The sequence below is a fragment of the Microbacterium murale genome, assembly GCF_014635185.1.
Classification (GTDB): Bacteria; Actinomycetota; Actinomycetes; order Actinomycetales; family Microbacteriaceae; genus Microbacterium; species Microbacterium murale.
Genome location: NZ_BMCM01000003.1, coordinates 391,885 through 408,564 on the forward strand (window position 1 = coordinate 391,885; position 16,680 = coordinate 408,564).

16 protein-coding genes are annotated in these 16,680 nt (G+C 66.9%); 6 read left to right on the forward strand and 10 right to left on the reverse strand.

Annotation, left to right across the window (positions count from 1 at the left end):
• Window positions 1-7 precede the first annotated feature (7 nt).
• Complete coding sequence (locus tag IEV67_RS11485) at window positions 8-508, reverse strand: DUF2004 domain-containing protein (protein ID WP_188436698.1); 501 nt, start codon at window positions 506-508, stop codon at window positions 8-10.
• Between the two features lie 21 nt (window positions 509-529).
• Window positions 530-1,405 (reverse strand): signal recognition particle-docking protein FtsY, encoded by an 876-nt coding sequence (gene ftsY, locus IEV67_RS11490; RefSeq protein ID WP_188436699.1) that lies wholly within the window; start codon window positions 1,403-1,405, stop codon window positions 530-532.
• A gap of 33 nt (window positions 1,406-1,438) precedes the next feature.
• Between ftsY and IEV67_RS11495 the strand changes: the two genes are divergently transcribed.
• Window positions 1,439-2,119 carry an alpha/beta hydrolase gene (locus tag IEV67_RS11495; protein WP_188436700.1) on the forward strand — a complete coding sequence of 227 codons (681 nt, stop codon included), beginning with the start codon at window positions 1,439-1,441 and terminating at the stop codon, window positions 2,117-2,119.
• A 115-nt stretch (window positions 2,120-2,234) separates the two neighbouring features.
• Here the strand turns inward: IEV67_RS11495 and smc are convergent, their stop codons facing one another.
• On the reverse strand, window positions 2,235-5,789 hold the full coding sequence (smc, locus tag IEV67_RS11500; protein ID WP_188436701.1) for a chromosome segregation protein SMC: 3,555 nt from the start codon (window positions 5,787-5,789) through the stop codon (window positions 2,235-2,237).
• A gap of 513 nt (window positions 5,790-6,302) precedes the next feature.
• Here smc and IEV67_RS11505 point away from each other — a divergent pair.
• The 5 genes from IEV67_RS11505 (at window position 6,303) to IEV67_RS11525 (ending at window position 10,910) form a co-directional block, all read left to right on the forward strand.
• On the forward strand, window positions 6,303-6,587 hold the full coding sequence (locus tag IEV67_RS11505; protein WP_033104535.1) for a hypothetical protein: 285 nt from the start codon (window positions 6,303-6,305) through the stop codon (window positions 6,585-6,587).
• A gap of 28 nt (window positions 6,588-6,615) precedes the next feature.
• Window positions 6,616-7,707 (forward strand): GNAT family N-acetyltransferase, encoded by a 1,092-nt coding sequence (locus IEV67_RS11510; protein WP_188436702.1) that lies wholly within the window; start codon window positions 6,616-6,618, stop codon window positions 7,705-7,707.
• A complete protein-coding gene (locus IEV67_RS11515) occupies window positions 7,704-8,780 on the forward strand; it encodes a GNAT family N-acetyltransferase (protein WP_188436703.1) in 1,077 nt (358 codons plus the stop codon). The genes IEV67_RS11510 and IEV67_RS11515 overlap by 4 nt, the downstream gene beginning before the upstream one ends.
• 103 nt (window positions 8,781-8,883) lie before the next feature.
• Complete coding sequence (locus tag IEV67_RS11520) at window positions 8,884-9,594, forward strand: ABC transporter ATP-binding protein (RefSeq protein WP_188436704.1); 711 nt, start codon at window positions 8,884-8,886, stop codon at window positions 9,592-9,594.
• Window positions 9,591-10,910 carry an FtsX-like permease family protein gene (locus tag IEV67_RS11525; protein WP_188436705.1) on the forward strand — a complete coding sequence of 440 codons (1,320 nt, stop codon included), beginning with the start codon at window positions 9,591-9,593 and terminating at the stop codon, window positions 10,908-10,910. Before IEV67_RS11520 ends, IEV67_RS11525 begins: the two co-directional genes overlap by 4 nt.
• Before the next feature lie 12 nt (window positions 10,911-10,922).
• Here the strand turns inward: IEV67_RS11525 and IEV67_RS11530 are convergent, their stop codons facing one another.
• The 7 genes from IEV67_RS11530 to IEV67_RS11560 all read right to left on the reverse strand — a co-directional run bounded on the left by IEV67_RS11530 (window position 10,923) and on the right by IEV67_RS11560 (window position 16,666).
• Window positions 10,923-11,537 (reverse strand): HAD family hydrolase, encoded by a 615-nt coding sequence (locus IEV67_RS11530; RefSeq protein WP_188436706.1) that lies wholly within the window; start codon window positions 11,535-11,537, stop codon window positions 10,923-10,925.
• The gene (mutM, locus tag IEV67_RS11535) at window positions 11,534-12,409 is read right to left on the reverse strand and encodes a bifunctional DNA-formamidopyrimidine glycosylase/DNA-(apurinic or apyrimidinic site) lyase (RefSeq protein ID WP_188436707.1); all 876 of its coding nucleotides are present in this window, start codon (window positions 12,407-12,409) and stop codon (window positions 11,534-11,536) included. The genes IEV67_RS11530 and mutM overlap by 4 nt, the downstream gene beginning before the upstream one ends.
• Entirely contained in the window at window positions 12,402-13,094 is a 693-nt protein-coding gene (rnc, locus tag IEV67_RS11540; protein ID WP_188436708.1) for a ribonuclease III, read from the reverse strand. Before rnc ends, mutM begins: the two co-directional genes overlap by 8 nt.
• A 17-nt stretch (window positions 13,095-13,111) precedes the next feature.
• The gene (gene rpmF / locus IEV67_RS11545; protein ID WP_188436709.1) at window positions 13,112-13,321 is read right to left on the reverse strand and encodes a 50S ribosomal protein L32; all 210 of its coding nucleotides are present in this window, start codon (window positions 13,319-13,321) and stop codon (window positions 13,112-13,114) included.
• A 2-nt stretch (window positions 13,322-13,323) separates the two neighbouring features.
• Window positions 13,324-13,821 carry a YceD family protein gene (locus IEV67_RS11550; protein WP_188436889.1) on the reverse strand — a complete coding sequence of 166 codons (498 nt, stop codon included), beginning with the start codon at window positions 13,819-13,821 and terminating at the stop codon, window positions 13,324-13,326.
• Window positions 13,822-13,928: 107 nt separating this feature from the next.
• Window positions 13,929-14,426, reverse strand: coding sequence for a pantetheine-phosphate adenylyltransferase (gene coaD / locus IEV67_RS11555; RefSeq protein ID WP_188436710.1), 498 nt, complete (start codon window positions 14,424-14,426; stop codon window positions 13,929-13,931).
• Window positions 14,427-14,485: 59 nt separating this feature from the next.
• A complete protein-coding gene (locus IEV67_RS11560) occupies window positions 14,486-16,666 on the reverse strand; it encodes an ATP-dependent DNA helicase RecG (protein WP_188436711.1) in 2,181 nt (726 codons plus the stop codon).
• Window positions 16,667-16,680: the final 14 nt, after the last annotated feature.

Genomic DNA, 16,680 nt, shown 5'->3' on the forward strand with positions numbered 1-16,680 from the left:
CGAGGGGTCAGTCGCCGCTCATCACGGACTGCACGGAACCATCTGAGGAGAGGTTCACCAGGAGCACGTCATCGGTGTTGTCCGGATCGAGTGCGTACTCCAGGACCGCGAACGGCTCCGACCCGCCATGCTCGTCCGCGAGGATCGTCATGCTCATGAGGCGCATCGAGCGGATGATGTCGACCGCCGGATCCGCGCTGACGTCGACGAGCACGTCTTCGAGTTCATCGCCGTACGCCTCCTGCTGCTGCAGGATGTACTCGGTCACCTCGCTCGCACGGTCGTCGACCTCGGCGAGCATGCCGCGTCGTGCCGCTCCGTCGACTTCCTCCAGCCCTGAGATGAGGGCGGCGGCGATGTCGAGCGCGTCTGCCGAGACATCGTCCTGATCAGGCGCGGTGAGATCGACGGTCACCGCCTGGTCGCCCAACTCCACCGTCTCGGACCAGAAGATCGATCCGTCCGGCCCTGAGGACAGGAGCCCGAAGTAGTCGTGTTCGATCGCCATAACGCTATGAAACCAGTCCGATCACTGACCGACAAGAGATGCCACGAAGACGTGCGGCGTGAAGCCGGTGAGGTCGTCGATTCCCTCACCTTGGCCGAGCAGTTTGACGGGGATGCCGGTGCGTTCCTGGACGGCGAGTACGAAGCCGCCCTTCGCCGATCCGTCGAGCTTCGTGAGCACGAGACCGGTGACATCGGCGTGCTCGAGGAAGGCCTCAGCCTGCATGACGCCGTTCTGCCCCGTGGTCGCGTCGAGCACGAGCAGCACCTCGCTGATCGGCGCCTGCTTCTCGATCACGCGGCGGATCTTCGTCAGTTCGTCCATGAGTCCGCCCTTGGTGTGCAGGCGGCCGGCGGTGTCGATGATCGCGATCTCGATGCCCTCGCGCTGGGCGTACTCGATGGTCTGGTAGGCGACGGATGCCGGATCCTGGCCTTCCTGCTGCGGGCGGACGATCGCCGCTCCCCCGCGCTGGGCCCAGGTCGCGAGCTGATCGACGGCGGCCGCACGGAACGTGTCGGCGGCGCCGACGACCACGCTGCGCTGGTAACCGCGCAGGAACTTGGTGAACTTGCCGATCGTCGTCGTCTTGCCGACGCCGTTCACTCCGACGACGAGCACGACCGCTGGACGCTCGGTGAGCTTGAGGGTCGTGTCGAACTTCGCGAAGTGCTCCTCGAGCGTCTCGCGCAGCATGCGCTGCAGGTCCTGAGGATCGGTGGTGCGGTAGCGATCGACCTTCTCGCGCAGCTCGTCGACGATCCGCTCCGAGATGTCGGGGCCGAAGTCTGCAGTGATCAGCGCGGTCTCGAGGTCTTCCCAGGTCGTCTCATCGATCGTGGGCTTGACGAACATCCCGCGCAGCGCGCGGCCGAGGGACCAGGACTTCTCCGCCATGCGTCCAGCCTACGGTGCCGGTAGCATCGCGGGATGCAGCAGCTCCCAGCCTCGCGCCGCGTGTTCATCCACGGCGCGGGGCGGCGCGGTCACGATGCCTGGCCGCATTCGGATGCTGCAGCCGGAGACTTCGTGAGCTTCGAGGCAGGCTCAAGCATCCAGGAGCAGGTCGCGACACTCATCGATTCGTACTCCGGCGTGCGAGTCCTCCTCCACGCCCACTCGCTCGGCGCCGTGCCCACAGTGCTCGTCGCAGCATCCGGAAGGCTCGACGTTGCCGGACTCGTCCTCGTAGAGCCGGCGCTTTACGACGTCGCCCGCGGCGAAGTCGCGGTCGAACGGCATATCGGAATCGTGGCCGAGGCGCGTGCACAGGCCGACGACGGCGACCTGCAGCGGTTCTGGGCGATCTTCCGTCCACTCATGTTCGGCGAGGCATTCGATGAGGGCCGATGGGAGACCGAGCGCGCGACTGCTCAGCGGTGGGCTGCAAGCAATGTGCCGTGGGGGCACGCTGTCAGGGCAGGCATGATCATCGGCATCCCGACTCTCGTCGTCACCGGCGGCTGGAACGACGAGTACGAGACGATCGCGCGCACGCTCGCGCGGCACGGCGCCCGTCATCTCGTGCTGGAGGGCGCCACCCACCGCCCGCAGGATCTGTCGGGCTTCGCATCTGCCGTCGAGGAGTTCGAGCACGCCGCCGAGAGCTGAGCGTGCCGAATCTCAGACGGTGTCCCTCGCCGACGGCGTGTCTGCGACCCAATCCCGACCGACACGCTGTTGAGGGCTCGGAGCGTCCGAGATTCGGGACGGACGTATGGCCCGCTCAGCTCGCCGCCGCAGCGGCCCTGTCCCCCACGCGCTGGCCGACAACGGCCGAGACGCCGTCCTGGCGCATCGAAACGCCGTACAGGGCGTCAGCGATCTCCATGGTGCGCTTCTGGTGGGTGATGATCAGCAGCTGAGAGCTCTCGCGGAGCTGCTCGAACACCGTCAGCAGACGGCCGAGGTTGGCGTCGTCGAGCGCCGCCTCCACCTCGTCGAGGATGTAGAACGGGCTCGGCCTGGCCTTGAATATCGCCACCAGCAGTGCGACTGCGGCAAGTGAGCGCTCCCCGCCGGACAGCAGCGACAGGCGTTCGATCTTCTTTCCCACTGGACGCACGGACACCTCGATGCCGGTCGTGAGCATGTTCTCCGGATCTGTGAGCGAGATGCTGCCCGAGCCGCCGGGGAACAGCAGCGGGAAGACCTCGCCGAACGCGCGCTGAGTGTCTTCGAATGCGCTGGCGAAGATCGTCTGCATCCGCTCGTCGAGGTCGCCGATGATCGTCAGCAGGTCCTGCCGAGTCTGAGTGAGGTCGGCGAGCTGCTCGGTCAAGAACGCGTGCCGCTGCTCGAGGGCGGCGAACTCCTCCAGGGCGAGCGGATTCACCCGGCCCAACTGCGTGAGCTTGCGCTCCGATTCCGCAAGACGTCGCTCCTGCATCCGCCGGTCGTAGGGAATGGCGGTCGGGTCGATGTCGTCGATCGCCTCGGGGTCCGCCTCTGCCAGCGGATCGCGCGGCACCGGCTGATCCGGACCATATTCCGCAACGAGAATATCTTCGTCGAGCGCCAGTTCGGATGCCACGCGCTCCAGCAGACTCGTCAGATGCAGCTTCTTCTCATGGATCTGAAGCTCGAGCCCGTGGACGCTCTCCGTGAGCCCGGACAGTCGCTCGCGCAGCGAACTCTCCTGCACCCGAAGCGCGGTGAGTTCCTCGTTCTGGGCTGATCTGGCGTTCTCCGCCTCTGTGAGAACGACGCGCGCTTCTGTCACCGAGCGGTCGAGCGAGTCGAGTATGCGTGGGAGCTCCGCAGCGACAGCCGCTGCCGCTTCACGCTGCGCACGCCGGATCACCGCACGGCGAGCCGCCTCCGCAGCGGCATCCCGTTCCTGCTCGCGCTGGCGCTCGAGACTCGCCACTCTGGCCTGTGCCGCGCGCACGCGCTCTCGCAGGGTCTCGATCTCCAATCGGGCACGCACTTCACCCTCGCGCGCCGTCTCCAGCGCCTCGAGCAGCCCGTCGCGCGCCGACGCGTCCAGCACGGGGCGAGGTGTCGCCTGCGCCTCCTCAAGAGCTGCCGTTGCTGCGGCCGATCCCGCCTCGGCGTCCGCCACCGCGGCCTGCGCCTGCGCGACACCGGCCTCGAGCCGCTCGCACTCGGCCACCGCCGATTCGTGTCGCACCGTGACGCGATTCAACTGCTCGGCGTGCGTCGCCAGTGCCGCGTCGTGTTCGCGCAGCGCCCGCAACGACTCCTTGGCCTGACGGCGGGTGACCTCCACGCGTTCCGATGCTTCTTCACGCGCCTCACGCAGCGAATCCACGATCACGCGTACCTCGTCGAGGCGTTCCCTGGCCGCATCGCGCTCAGCCGTCAGTTCGAGCCTCGATCGCTCGCCGCCGGAACCTGTCCGCAGCGTCTGCGCGGTCACCACGTCCCCGCCGGTCGTGACGATCGTCACCGCGGTGTCGCCGAGTGCGTCCAGAGCAGCGCGCGCGTGGCGGGCGGCAGAACGATCCTCCGCGATGAGCACGTACGAGAGCACGCCGAGCACGCCGTCCGGTGCGCTCACGACGTCGGTCGCGCGTGTCACGCCGTCGATCGTCGGAAGGTCGGTGGTCGGGCGAAGTGCGTCCGCCAGGACGAAATCGATGATGCCGCGCTGCTGCTGCGCTGATTCCTCAGCCAGCGTGAACGCCGCAGCCGCATCGTCGACCAGCACGCCTTCCGCGAGCGGTCCCAGCACAGCGGCGATCGCGGCTTCGTAGCCGGCCGTCACCTGAACGGCATCGCCGACGAGACCTCTGACACCGGCGCCGCCGGCCTTCACGACCTCGGCGGCTCCGCCCGAAAGGGACAGCGCACTGCTCAGTGCCGACGCCTTCGCCGTCAACGACTCCGCCTCGCGCTCCACGGAGTGAAGCCGCTCCCGCAGTCCCTCGAGTTCGGTCTCGGCGGCCGTCGCCTCGCGTTGCGCGGACTCATATGCCGCAGCGTGTTCGGCCGCAGTGCCTTCCGGCGCCTCCGCGTCGTCGATCTGCTCCAGGGCGTCTGCGGCCTCCCGACGGCGTTCGTCGGCGGCCTCGAGCGCAGTCACCTGGCGCAGCACCGCACCGCGCACTGCGGCGAGAGCGGATGCCGCGGCCTCAGCCGTGCCGCGCAACGCCGTCAACCGCATGTCGTGCTGCGAGACGAGCGCGCTCTGCTCGGCGATGTCGACGTCGAGCGTGTCGAGCTCCGCTCGTGCATCGACGACATCGCGGCTCGCCGACACCGCGGCATCCTGAGCATCGCCGAGTCCCGCGGAGATCGTCGTGATCTCATCCTTGGCCTCGTCGATCGTCGCCTGCGTCACCGTCACCGAGGTGACTGCCGCATCGTCTTCCTCGGAACCGAGCAGCGCGAGCCGCTGGTTCGCAAGCGTGTAGAGCGAACGCATCCGTTCCTGCGCCTGCTCGAGTCCGAACGCCACCCGGCGCGCCTCGTCCACGCCGGCCGAATTCTGATCCGCTTCGAGCCTCGCGATACCGGCCCGCACAGTGTCGGCCTGGTCCGTGAGCACCAGACGCTCGGTATGACGCTCCTGCTCGGTGCGTGTGTGGTCGGCGAGTGCCGTGCGCAGGGCGACGACGTCGTCGGCGAAGATGCGTGCCTTGGCATCGCGCACGACGGCCGCGATGGTCTGCGCCTCACGGGCGATCTCGGCCTGTCTGCCGAGCGGCTTGAGCTGACGTCGGATCTCGCCGGCAAGATCGCTGAGACGCGTGAGGTTACTCTCCATCGCGTCGAGCTTGCGGAGCGTCTTCTCCTTGCGACGGCGATGCTTGAGGATGCCGGCGGCCTCCTCGATGAATCCGCGGCGATCCTCCGGTGACGCCTGGAGCACGGTATCCAGTCGTCCCTGCCCGACGATGACGTGCATCTCGCGGCCGAGGCCTGAGTCGCTGAGCAGCTCCTGCACATCGAGCAGCCGGCAACCTGAACCGTTGATCGCGTACTCGCTGGAGCCGTTGCGGAACAGTGTGCGACTGATCGTGACCTCGGCGAACTCGATCGGCAGAGCACCGTCGCTGTTGTCGATCGTCAGCTGCACCTCAGCACGACCAAGCGGTCCGCGCGTGGACGTTCCCGCGAAGATGACGTCTTCCATCTTGCCGCCGCGCAGCGTCTTCGCGCCCTGCTCCCCCATCACCCACGCGAGCCCGTCGACGACATTCGATTTGCCGGAGCCGTTGGGTCCGACGATGCACGTGACGCCGGGTTCGAACACGAAGCTCGTGGGCTGCGCGAACGATTTGAAGCCCTTGAGGGTCAGGCTCTTCAGATGCATGCGGGCACCGCTCGTCCGGGGAGAATCACGCCTCAACGCTACCGAAACGCCGGGTGAATTCCGACATCCCGCGCGGTGCACCGGTCGATCGAAGCGCGCGGCGACACGCCGGTGACAGCATCGATGCTTGACGTTCACACCATTCGCCCAGTAACTTGGCAAACCGGAAAGCTCACGAAAGGAGGACGCTCATGATCACCACGCATAACACCGCAGCCGGCTTCACGCTCGGCGCGACGCATATCGCGGATCAGCCGTCCTCTTCGTTTGACGCCCTCCGCAATGCGCTGTCGTAGAACCGCAGCCTGAGATCACGGGCCCCGAGTGGGCCTTCTCCGCCGGTTCCCGCCGCTGACACGTCGGTCATGCACCGCCGTCACGCATCGGTCGATGTTCTCGACCTCTGCCTTCCCCGGCGACGTCTCCCCTTCCGAGACCGCTCGCCTCTCGCGCCCCCGACGCATCGACGTCGGCGGACACCCCACAGGAAATCGACAGGAAACGAGACCTCTCGTGAGTAACAACACGCTGCTTCGCAGCACTGCCCACCCACCATGTCCCGAGGACCAGGAGACCCTCGAAGTCAGGCTGCCGTCCGACCGGACCGAGCTCGCGCTCTCGGACCGGCTCTCCCTCCGCCTCGGCCTCTGGCTGCTGCTGAGGACCCAGCGTCCGCGCAGGGCGACAACCCGCACGATGACCAACGAAGAAGTCATGCGGATGTTCGAGACCAAGCACGCCACCGAGCGTGAGTCTCTGACGATGCTCGCCTACCAGATGCAGCGTCATCTGCGCTGATCTCGATCAGCACACCAGGAGAAACGACATGAACATCCGACTGACAGATACCGCGACGCTGCATCCGCTCGTGCTTCCCGCACGGGCGGATGCGGTGCCGTCCGATGCGATCCGCACCTACGCGGAAGTGCGCAATACGTCCATACGTGAGACGACGGGCCGTGACGATGATGTCCTCACCGCTGAGGAGCTGCTGCCGGTGCTGTACAGCTCACGCGCATCGCAGAAGCGGCAGTGGTACATCGAGGAGTTCGGCGAGATGGTCGGCTGCATGGCCGTGGACATGCTGCAGGACGCCGACGCCGACACCGCGATCGGCGTCATTGCGCTTCTGCACGCGCACAGCGGGCGCGGCATCGGTACCGCGGCCCTGCGCCACCTGGAATCCGAGACGCGCGCGGCAGGCGCACGAGCACTCCTCTGCTGGGTTGAGCATCGCGCAGGCGCCGACGACGTTCTTGCCGCTCCCACCGGCTTCGGCACCATTCCCCGTGACGGGGCAGCACGATTCCTGGAACGCCACGGCTTCGTCCTCGAGCAGATCGAGCGCGCGAGCACGCTGACGTGGGACGGCGATTCGACATCTGTTCTCGAGAACGCGCTCGAAACCGCGCAGTCTCACGCTCGGGAGTATCGCGTCGTCCAGTGGATGCTCCCGACGCCCGTCGAATACGTCGACGGCTACGCATGGATGAAATCGCGCATGTCGACGGATGTTCCTGATGCGGATCTGGGCATTCCGGAGGAGATCTGGGATGCCGACCGCGTGCGAGAACTCGAACGACGACAGGCTGCGAAGGGATTCGCGTTGCAGGTGACTGCCGCGCAGCACATCACCACCGGCGAGCTCTGTGCCTTCAACGAACTCGCGATCCGCCGGTCGGACCCGAGCGACGTCACGCATCAGTACGACACGCTCGTGCTCGCCGATCATCGCGGCCATCGGCTCGGAATGCTCGTGAAGGCAGCAGGGCTGCTCGGCTGGCATGAGCAGCATCCGCCATCACCAGGCGTGATCACCTACAACGCGGAAGAGAACCGCCCCATGCTCGACATCAACGAGGCGATCGGATTCATCCCGATCGCCTACGAGGGCGTCTGGAAGAAGGAACTGACATGAGCGAGATCACGATCACCGACCTCGTCGTGCCCGAGCGACTCGATTCTCCCGACGCCGCCGGATTCCACGCGATGGTGGCGATCGGCAACCGACAGGCCGAGGAGGATGCCGGCATCGACGATCTCGCCGAGACGGCCGAGGAGATGCTGCCATCATGGCGCGATCAGACGGATCGAAGCCAGCGCGGATTCATCGCACACCGAGACGGTGACATCGTCGGCGCCGCCTATCTGTCCACTGCCAACGACGCGGAGGCGACCTCGGCGGAGATGGGAATCATGGTGGAGTCCGCATGCTGGGGCGTGGGAGTGGAACAGGCTCTCCTGGAACGCGTCGAACGGGTTGCACGCGACCTCGGCCGCACGAGCGTGCAGTCGTGGACCCTGCATCCGGCCACGTCGAACGAACGGATGCTGACCCCCGCCACGGGGTGGGGGTCAGTCGCCGCCACAGCCTTGAGCGACCTCCTCACCGCGAACGACTACGTGCTCGAGCAAGTGGAGCGCAACAGCATCCTCCCGCTGGATGGACCGCTGACGCTGGCCGAGGAGAAGCTGCGCGCGGCCACGGCATTCGCAGGCGACGACTACCGCGTCGTGTCGTGGACCCTGCCGACGCCGGAGCATCTGCGCGCCGGATACGCCGACGTGATCTCGAGGATGGCCACCGACGTGCCCAGCGGGGATCTCGACATCGACGCGGAGGTGTGGGACGCCGATCGCGTCGTACGCCACGACAAGAACATCGCCGACGGCGGCCAGCTGCTCTCCGTCGCAGCCGTCGAGCATGTCTCGACCGGAAGGCTGGTGGCGTTCAACGAACTGGTGATCGGATCGGACCGCACCGGCGTCACCCATCAGTTCGGCACCCTCGTGGTGAAGGAGCACCGTGGTAAGCGGCTCGGCACGATCGTGAAGTGCGCGAATCTGCTGCGCTGGCGCGAGATCGCTCCTGATTCGCCGAGGATCTCGACCTTCAATGCGGAGGAGAACCGCCCGATGCTCGACATCAACGAGGCCATCGGCTTCGTTCCGGCCTCGTTTGCCGGCGGCTGGCAGAAGAAGCTCGCCTGAGCAGCCGGGTCGGCTGAGGATCATCCCCCAGATGTATCTTCCGCCGACCCAGTTCCTCCCACAGGCCGACGACAGCCGCGACGACGTCGGCGAGGCTTGAGACATGAACACTCCCGTCCTCCATGCTCAGTCGCTGACCAAGACGTTCGGTACCACCACGGCCCTTGCCGGGGTCGATCTGATCGTCGGGCGCGGTGAATCCGTCGCCATCATGGGTGCGTCCGGTTCGGGCAAGACGACGCTCCTGCACGTACTCGCCGGCATCACCGCGCCTGACGCCGGGAGCGTGCACTACGCCCCAGCGCATGGCGCGCCCGTCGACATCACCACGAGGAACGAACGCGAGCGATCCAAGCTTCGCCGAGAGACGTTCGGCTTCGTCTTCCAGCAGGGATTGCTCATCCCGGAGCTCACCGCGATCGAGAACATCGCGCTCGCGCTCATGATCAACGGCACGTCCCGTCGCGTCGCGCTCGAACACGCAGCGGGCTGGATGGCGTCGCTCGGCCTCGCAGGGATGGAGGAGCGCCGCATCGGGGAGCTTTCCGGCGGGCAGGCGCAACGTGTCGCCATCGCCCGCGCTCAGGTCACCGGCGCAGAACTCGTGTTCGCAGACGAGCCCACCGGAGCGCTCGACTCTCAGACCTCGAATGACGTGATGGATGCGCTGCTGTGGTCGACGACCGGTCAGGGCCGGACGTTGCTCGTCGTCACCCACGACAGCGAGGTCGCCGCACGGTGCTCACGCACGGTGCACGTGCGTGATGGCCATGTCATCGGCACAGAGACCGTCAACACGGGGGTGACCGCATGAACGCCCGCGTGCTCGCACTCCTGCTGCGGCCTGCGCCCGGGCAGGGCAGCACGCTGGCGCTGCCCGCCACCGCGTTCGCGATGGTGACGGCGCTCGTACTCACCGTGGTCGGCGGCGCGCAGAAGTTCTGGAGCTGGACAGACCCGGATGCCGGGCTCTATCAGGCGCTCGCCGCGATCGCACTCGTGCTGCTGGTCGTGCCGCTGGCCACTCTCGGCGGCGCAGCCGCGCGACTCTCGGCGAGAAGACGTGACGAACGATTGTCGACGTTGCGGCTGCTCGGGGTCTCTCCCGCCGGTGTCACCGGCGCGACTGTGCTCGAATCGACGATCGTCGCCGCCGTCGGATCCCTCGTCGGCGTGCTCGGCTACCTCGCACTGGTTCCGCTGGTCGGCCTCATCCCGTTCCGAGGTGAGATCCTCGGGGCAGCGGCGATCCTGCTCCCGCCGATCAGCATTCTGGCGGTCGGCGCCGGTGTCGTCCTGCTCGCCGGCATCAGCGCCGTCGTCGGCCTCCGGCAGGTCGTCATCTCACCCTTGGGCGTACGCATGCGCACATCCGTGCCACGAGTGCATTGGGTGCGCGCTGTACTGGCCGGGCTCGTCATCGCCGGCGCGTTCGTATTCGTACAGGTCTTCCCCGGTACGGCGGGTCTCGTCATGACGATCGCTGTGCTCGCCGGGATGTTCGCCGTGGCTCTCGCAGTGCTGAACCTCGTCGGCCCGTGGGCGTTGAAGGTCCACGCTCAGCGCGGCCTGCGCCGTGCCGAGCATCCGTCACGACTGCTCTCCGCGCGTCTGGTGCTCGAGTCCCCCAAGGCCGCATGGCGCCAGGTGAGCGGCATCGCGATGGCGAGTTTCATGGCTGTGTTCGCCGGAACGGGCGTCGCCCTCATGAACACGATGAGCGCGACGGAATCGACGGAGAATCTGACGTTGGCCGTCGACATCCGCACCGGCCTCATCATCACGCTGGTGGCCTCGTTCCTGATGGTCGCCGTCTCGATCGGAGTGAACCAGGCGTCCAGCATCCTGGATCAGCGCGAACTGCATCGCAGCCTGCATTTCCTCGGAGTGCCGGTGGAGACCGTCGATGCCGCGCGCACCCGCGCCATCATGTCCCCGCTGCTGCTCACTGCTGTCGGCTCTGCGCTGTGCGCGGCCGCGCTGGTGTTCCCGCTCGTCGGCATCGCAGTGGTCGTCGCGCCGCTGTCGCTCGTGACGATCGCCGCGGTGGTAGCGCTGGGGATCGCCCTCGTCTGGCTGGGAGTGCGCGTGACGCGGCCCCTGCTGAGCACGGCGTTTCAGCCCGCCTGAGGATGCCAGGGTTCAGTCCGCGAGGAACCTCTCGATCGCGTCGATGGTCGCTGTGTTGTCGCAGTGCAGCACGGCGCGGATGCCGAGGGCTTCGGCCGCGTCGATATTCGGAGCGTTGTCGTCGATGAACAACACCCGGTCGGCGGTGGTCTTCATCCGCTCGAGCGCCCGCTCGAATGCACGAGCGTCGGGCTTGAGCACGCCCTGCTCGTGGCTGTAGCAGATCGGGTCGAAGACGGCGGAGAGCCCGAAGCGGCGCTCTTCCTCCTCGCGCGCTCCGTCTCCGGAGTTCGAGAGGATCGCCAGGCCGCAGCGGCCGCGCAGAGACCGGGCATGGTCGAGCAGCTCGGAGTTCTCCTCACCGCAGTAGGCGTCCCACAGTTCCACCCGCATCGACTCGATCGCCGCATCGTCGAGGCTCAGCGCTTCGGCGACGCCGCGCCAATACTCTTCCAGGACGTCCTCGTTGAGGGTGGTGTCCGGCAGATCAGCGGCGGACAGCTTCGCGTCATACTCCTCGGGGGTCAACCCGGATCGCGCGCTCCACATGGCTCGCAGCTCGGCCGGCCAGGAGTGATCGTCGACGATCTCGATGACGCCGCCGATGTCGTAGAGGATCCACTTCATCCGTACACGCTACGCGAGCGACGCTGGCACCGCGGGCAGTAGTGGCTCGAACGATTCATGAATGCCTCGCGCACGATCTCGCCGCCGCAGCGCGGGCAGGGCTGCCCGCCCCGGCCGTAGGCGTTGAGCGAGTGGGCGAAGTAACCGGCCTGACCGTTGACGTTGACGTATTGCGCGTCGAAGCTCGTGCCGCCCTCGGCCAGCGCCTTCTCCAGCACCAGACGGACCTCGGAGAGAAGTCGGCGCACGGCCTGGACCGACAGCGCGCGGCCGTGGGATTCCGGATGGATGCGGGCGGCCCACAGCGCCTCATCGGCATAGATGTTGCCGACCCCGCTGATGAGCGTCTGATCGAGGAGGATGCGCTTGATCGCGCTCGCGCGCCGACGCACGGCGGCGATGAACACCACGTCATCGAACTCGGGATCCATCGGGTCTCTGGCGATGTGCTGCACCTGCGAAGGGATCAGATCCGTCCCGTCGGCGACGAGTGCATCGACGGCGAGCGATCCGAAGGTGCGCTGGTCGGCGAACACGACGGCGAGTTCGCCGTGGCGCGGATGCCGGATGCCGATGCGGACGCGCTCGTGGCGCTCGGCCGGTGCATCCGGAGTGCGCAGCAGAAGCTGCCCGCTCATCCCGAGGTGCGCCGTCAGCGCCGCCGAGCCGCCGAGCGGCAGCCAGAGGAACTTGCCCCGACGCGAGGCACCTGAGACGATCGCGCCCTCGAGCCTCGCGACGAAGTCTGCGGCGCCGGCAGGATGCCGCGTCAGCGCACGTTCGTCGAACACCGACGCGCTGACGATCGTGGCGCCGATGACGGCGGGTGCGAGGCCGGCGCGCACGACCTCGACTTCAGGAAGCTCAGGCACTCTCGCTGAGGAATCGCCAGGCGCTGAGCGCAGCAGCCATCTCGGCGGTCTTCTTGCTGGTGCCGTCGCCGTTCATGCTCACGTCGCCCACCTGCACAGTGGCGATGAACCGTCGGTCGTGATCGGGCCCGCTGGAGGTCACCGAATAGCTCGGCGGCGTCGCGCCGAGGCGTGCGGCGAGCTCCTGCAGGCTCGTCTTGGGATCCATCGCCGCGCCGTACCGCTCAGGATCGTCGAGTAGCGGCTCCGTGAGCCTCAGCACCAGTTCAGTCGCAGCCTCGGGTCCTGCCGAGAGGTAGGTGGCGCCGAAGACGGCCTCCATGGTGTCGGCGAGGATCGAATCCTTGTCGCGGCCGCCGGTCTGCTCCTCGCCCCGGCCGAGAAGAAGATGCTCCCCAAGGCCGATGCCACGGGCGACCTCTGCGAGGGCGACCGTGGAGACCACGCTCGCCCGCCGCTTGGCGAGCTGACCTTCGTCGAGAGTCGGGTGCGTCGTGAACAGCATGACCGTCACGGCCTGTCCCAGCACCGAATCACCGAGGAATTCGAGCCGCTCGTTATGCGGGATCGCCCCATGCTCGTACGCATACGAGCGATGGGTCAACGCCAACGCAAGCAGCTCAGGGTCGATATCGACCCTGAGCTTCTCGGCGAGAGGTGCCGTCCCCCCTGGGACCCCTGTCACGATCGCGAGAACGTGATTCAGACGTCAGCGACCTTGCGGCCCTTGTACTCCATGAACAGCTCGGTACCCTGCGAGTCGGTGACGACCTTCGCCTGGTGCGGGCGGCTGTAGACGGTCTTGCCGTTCTCGATGGTCTTGACGAGCGCGATGGGCGCTGCCTTCCACTGCGCGCGACGCGAGCGGGTGTTGGAACGGGATACCTTGCGCTTCGGGGGGTTACCAGCCATGGCTAACTCTCTTCTGTATTCTCGGGCCCACGGCTCTCTGCCGCGTTCCCCTGGTCTGTGATCTGTTGGAGCGCACTCCACCGAGGATCGATGGGAGCGTCTGTCTCCGCCCCGGTGCTTTCGGTCAGTCGCTCACCCGTGTTCGGGTCGAGCCCCGGGCAATCCGGCTGACACACCGGCTGAAATGGAAGTGACAATACTGCCGCTTCCCTGACAAGAGTTTCAAGATCCACGTGGTCGTCTTGAACCTCGAAGTCAGTTTCTTCATCACCAGGATACGCGAAAAGCTCCTGGAACTCGACTTCGACAGGCTCAGCGATGTCTTTCAGGCATCTTCCGCAGACGCCCTTGTACTCGGCATCCACTGTTCCGGACGCGAGAATGCCCTCGTGGACCGACTCGAGACGCACGTCGATGTCGATCTCGGAGCCGGCTTCGTAGGAGACGATGCCTTCACCCCACTGCTCCTTCAGGGTGACCGAGAACTGGTGCTCCCGCATCTCGCCGGGGTGTCGGACGATGTCGCGTACGGGCACCACGAATGGGCCGTTGAGTCGGGTCTTCACGCTTTCATGCTACCCGCGGATGCTGAGAACGGGGCCGCGCGTCAGAGTCCGCGTGCGCCGGTGTCGAGAAGTGCGGCGACGGCGCGGGGGACGAACGGCGTGATGTCGCCGCCCAGACCTGCGACCTGGCGCACGAGCGAACTCGAGACCATCGCGTGCGACGGATCTGGCAGCAGGAACACCGTCTCGATGTCGGCGAGGTGGCGGTTCACGATCGCCATCGGAGATTCGTAGGCCACGTCGATCTGCGAGCGGATGCCCTTCACGAGCACCCCGGCACCGACGTCGCGGGCGTAGTCGACCAGAAGCCCCATGCTCCACGATCCGATGACGATATTGCCACCCATGCCGTCTTCCGCGATGGACTGCTCGAGCAGTGAGAGCCGCTGGGAGATCGGCAGCATCGCCTCTTTGCCGGGGTTGTGCACGATCAGAACGTGCAGCTCGTCGTACAGCTTCGCCGCCCGGCGGATCACATCGAGGTGACCGAGGGTGGGCGGGTCGAATGAACCTGGGACGACGGCGATCCGGCTGCTCATTTCGACTCCTTCGATCGCTCAATGCATCGCATGCCACCAGCCTATGGCACGCCGCGATTTCAGTTCTTCGCGAGAGCGGCCCTGTCGTCCTCTGTCACGCGTCTGGCGATCACCTCGCGAAGACCTGCGTGCGCCGCGAGCTGCGGGTCGGCGTCGAGGATGCCCTCCGCCAGCTCCCGCGCGCGTGCGATCAGCTTCGAGTCCTTGACCACCCGCAGCAGCTTGAGCGATGACCTCACCCCCGACTGCGTCGAGCCGAGCACGTCGCCCTCCCCGCGCAGCTCGAGATCGACCTCCGCGAGGGCGAAGCCGTCGAGAGTCGCTGCCACCGCATCGACGCGCTCGCGGGCCAGCGACCCTACTTCCGCCTCGGTGACGAGCAGGCACAGCCCTGGAACCTCTCCTCGCCCGACTCGCCCACGCAGCTGGTGCAGTTGAGAGACGCCGAACCGGTCGGCATCGAGCACGATCATCGTTGAGGCGTTCGGAACATCGACGCCGACCTCGATCACGGTGGTCGCGATCAGCAGGTCGATCTCGCCGCGCGCGAAGGCCTGCATCACGGCATCCTTCGTCTCCGACGGCATCTTCCCGTGCAGCACAGCACGTCGGAGCGTGCCGACGGTCGGATGCGTCTCGAGAGCGGCGTCCAGCTGCACGACGCCCCAACGCGGGCCTGTGGCGCCCTCCTCCGTGGGGACGAGCGCGGCCTGATCCTCCTCGCCGGCCGCCTTCTTCGTCGTGTCGATCGCCGCGCACACGGCGAACACCTGCCGTTTCTGCGCGATCTCCTCCGCCGCCCTGTCCCACACGCGACGGAACCAGTCCGGGTGCTCCGCCAGCGGCGCGACGAAAGACTCGATACCGGCGCGGCCTGCGGGCATGGTGCGGATGACTGACGTGTCGAGGTCGCCGAACACGGTCATCGCCACGGTGCGGGGAATCGGCGTCGCCGTGAGCACGAGTGCGTGCGGGCTGGAGCCCTTCGCGCGCAGTGCCTCACGCTGCTCGACACCGAAGCGGTGCTGCTCATCCACGACGACGAGGCCGAGATCGGCGAAGGTCGTCTTCTCTCCCAGCAGCGCGTGCGTGCCAACGACGATGAGCGCCCGACCGGCCGCGACGCGCAGCGCGGCCTTGCGGCGCGCCGGTGCCGACATCTGCCCCGTGAGCAGCGTGGGCATGAGCAGGGGTGCGAGATCGGGCCCGAGCATCTTCGTGATCGATCGCAGATGCTGGGATGCGAGCACCTCGGTCGGCGCGATCAGCGCGGCCTGTCCCCCGGACTCGGCTACCTGCAGCATGGCGCGAAGAGCGACGAGCGTCTTTCCTGAACCGACCTCGCCCTGCACCAGCCGGTTCATCGGCCATGCCCCGGTGAGGTCGGTCGCGATCTGATCGCCGACCGTCTGCTGGTCGGCGGTGAGGGTGTACGGCAGCGTGGCGTCGAAGCGCTCGAGCAGCCCTCCCGGCTTCGCCTGGCGCGGTGTGGCATGCAGCGCACGCACGGCGGCACGCTGCTGCAGAAGAGCGGTCTGCAGCACGAGCGCCTCGTGCATGCGAAGAGTACGAACCGCTGGGTCGACGTCGTTACGAGCCTGCGGCCGGTGTAGCTGCACCAGAGCCGTACGCGCGTCGAGCAGCCCCTCGCGCACCCGGATCTCATCGGGCAGCGGATCAGGCACGTCGCCGACATCGGGCAGCACCTTCTCGACCAGTTCGCGGAACTGCTGACTGGAGACCGCCGATGTCGCCGGATAGATCGGGATCGGCCGGTGCGCACGATCATCGGCGCGGGCCTGAGCGCTCTCCTCGTCGTCGAAGAGCTCGACCTGCGGATGAGCGAACTGGGTGGTGTCGTTGTACATGCCGACTTTGCCGGAGAACACACCGCGCCGGCCTGGACGCATCTCGTTCGCACGCCACCGCGCCTGCTGGAGGTTCTTCGCGAAGAACGTCAGCGAGACACGACCGTGCTCATCACCGATGATCACGTCGGTCATGGCACCGTTGCGATTGCGCATCTCACGCGCAGACGACGAGAGCACCTCGGCGACGATCGTCACCGTCTCCCCCACTGGCAGGTCGCGGATGGGCGTGAGTTCGGCTGGGTCCGCGTAACGGCGCGGATAATGCCCGAGCATCTCCCCGACCGTCGTCATGCCGAACGCCCGCTCGACCTTCTTCGCCGAAGCCGGGCCGATCGCCTCGGCGAGACTCGTGTCGAGGGAGAAGGCCATGTCTGAAGTCTAGA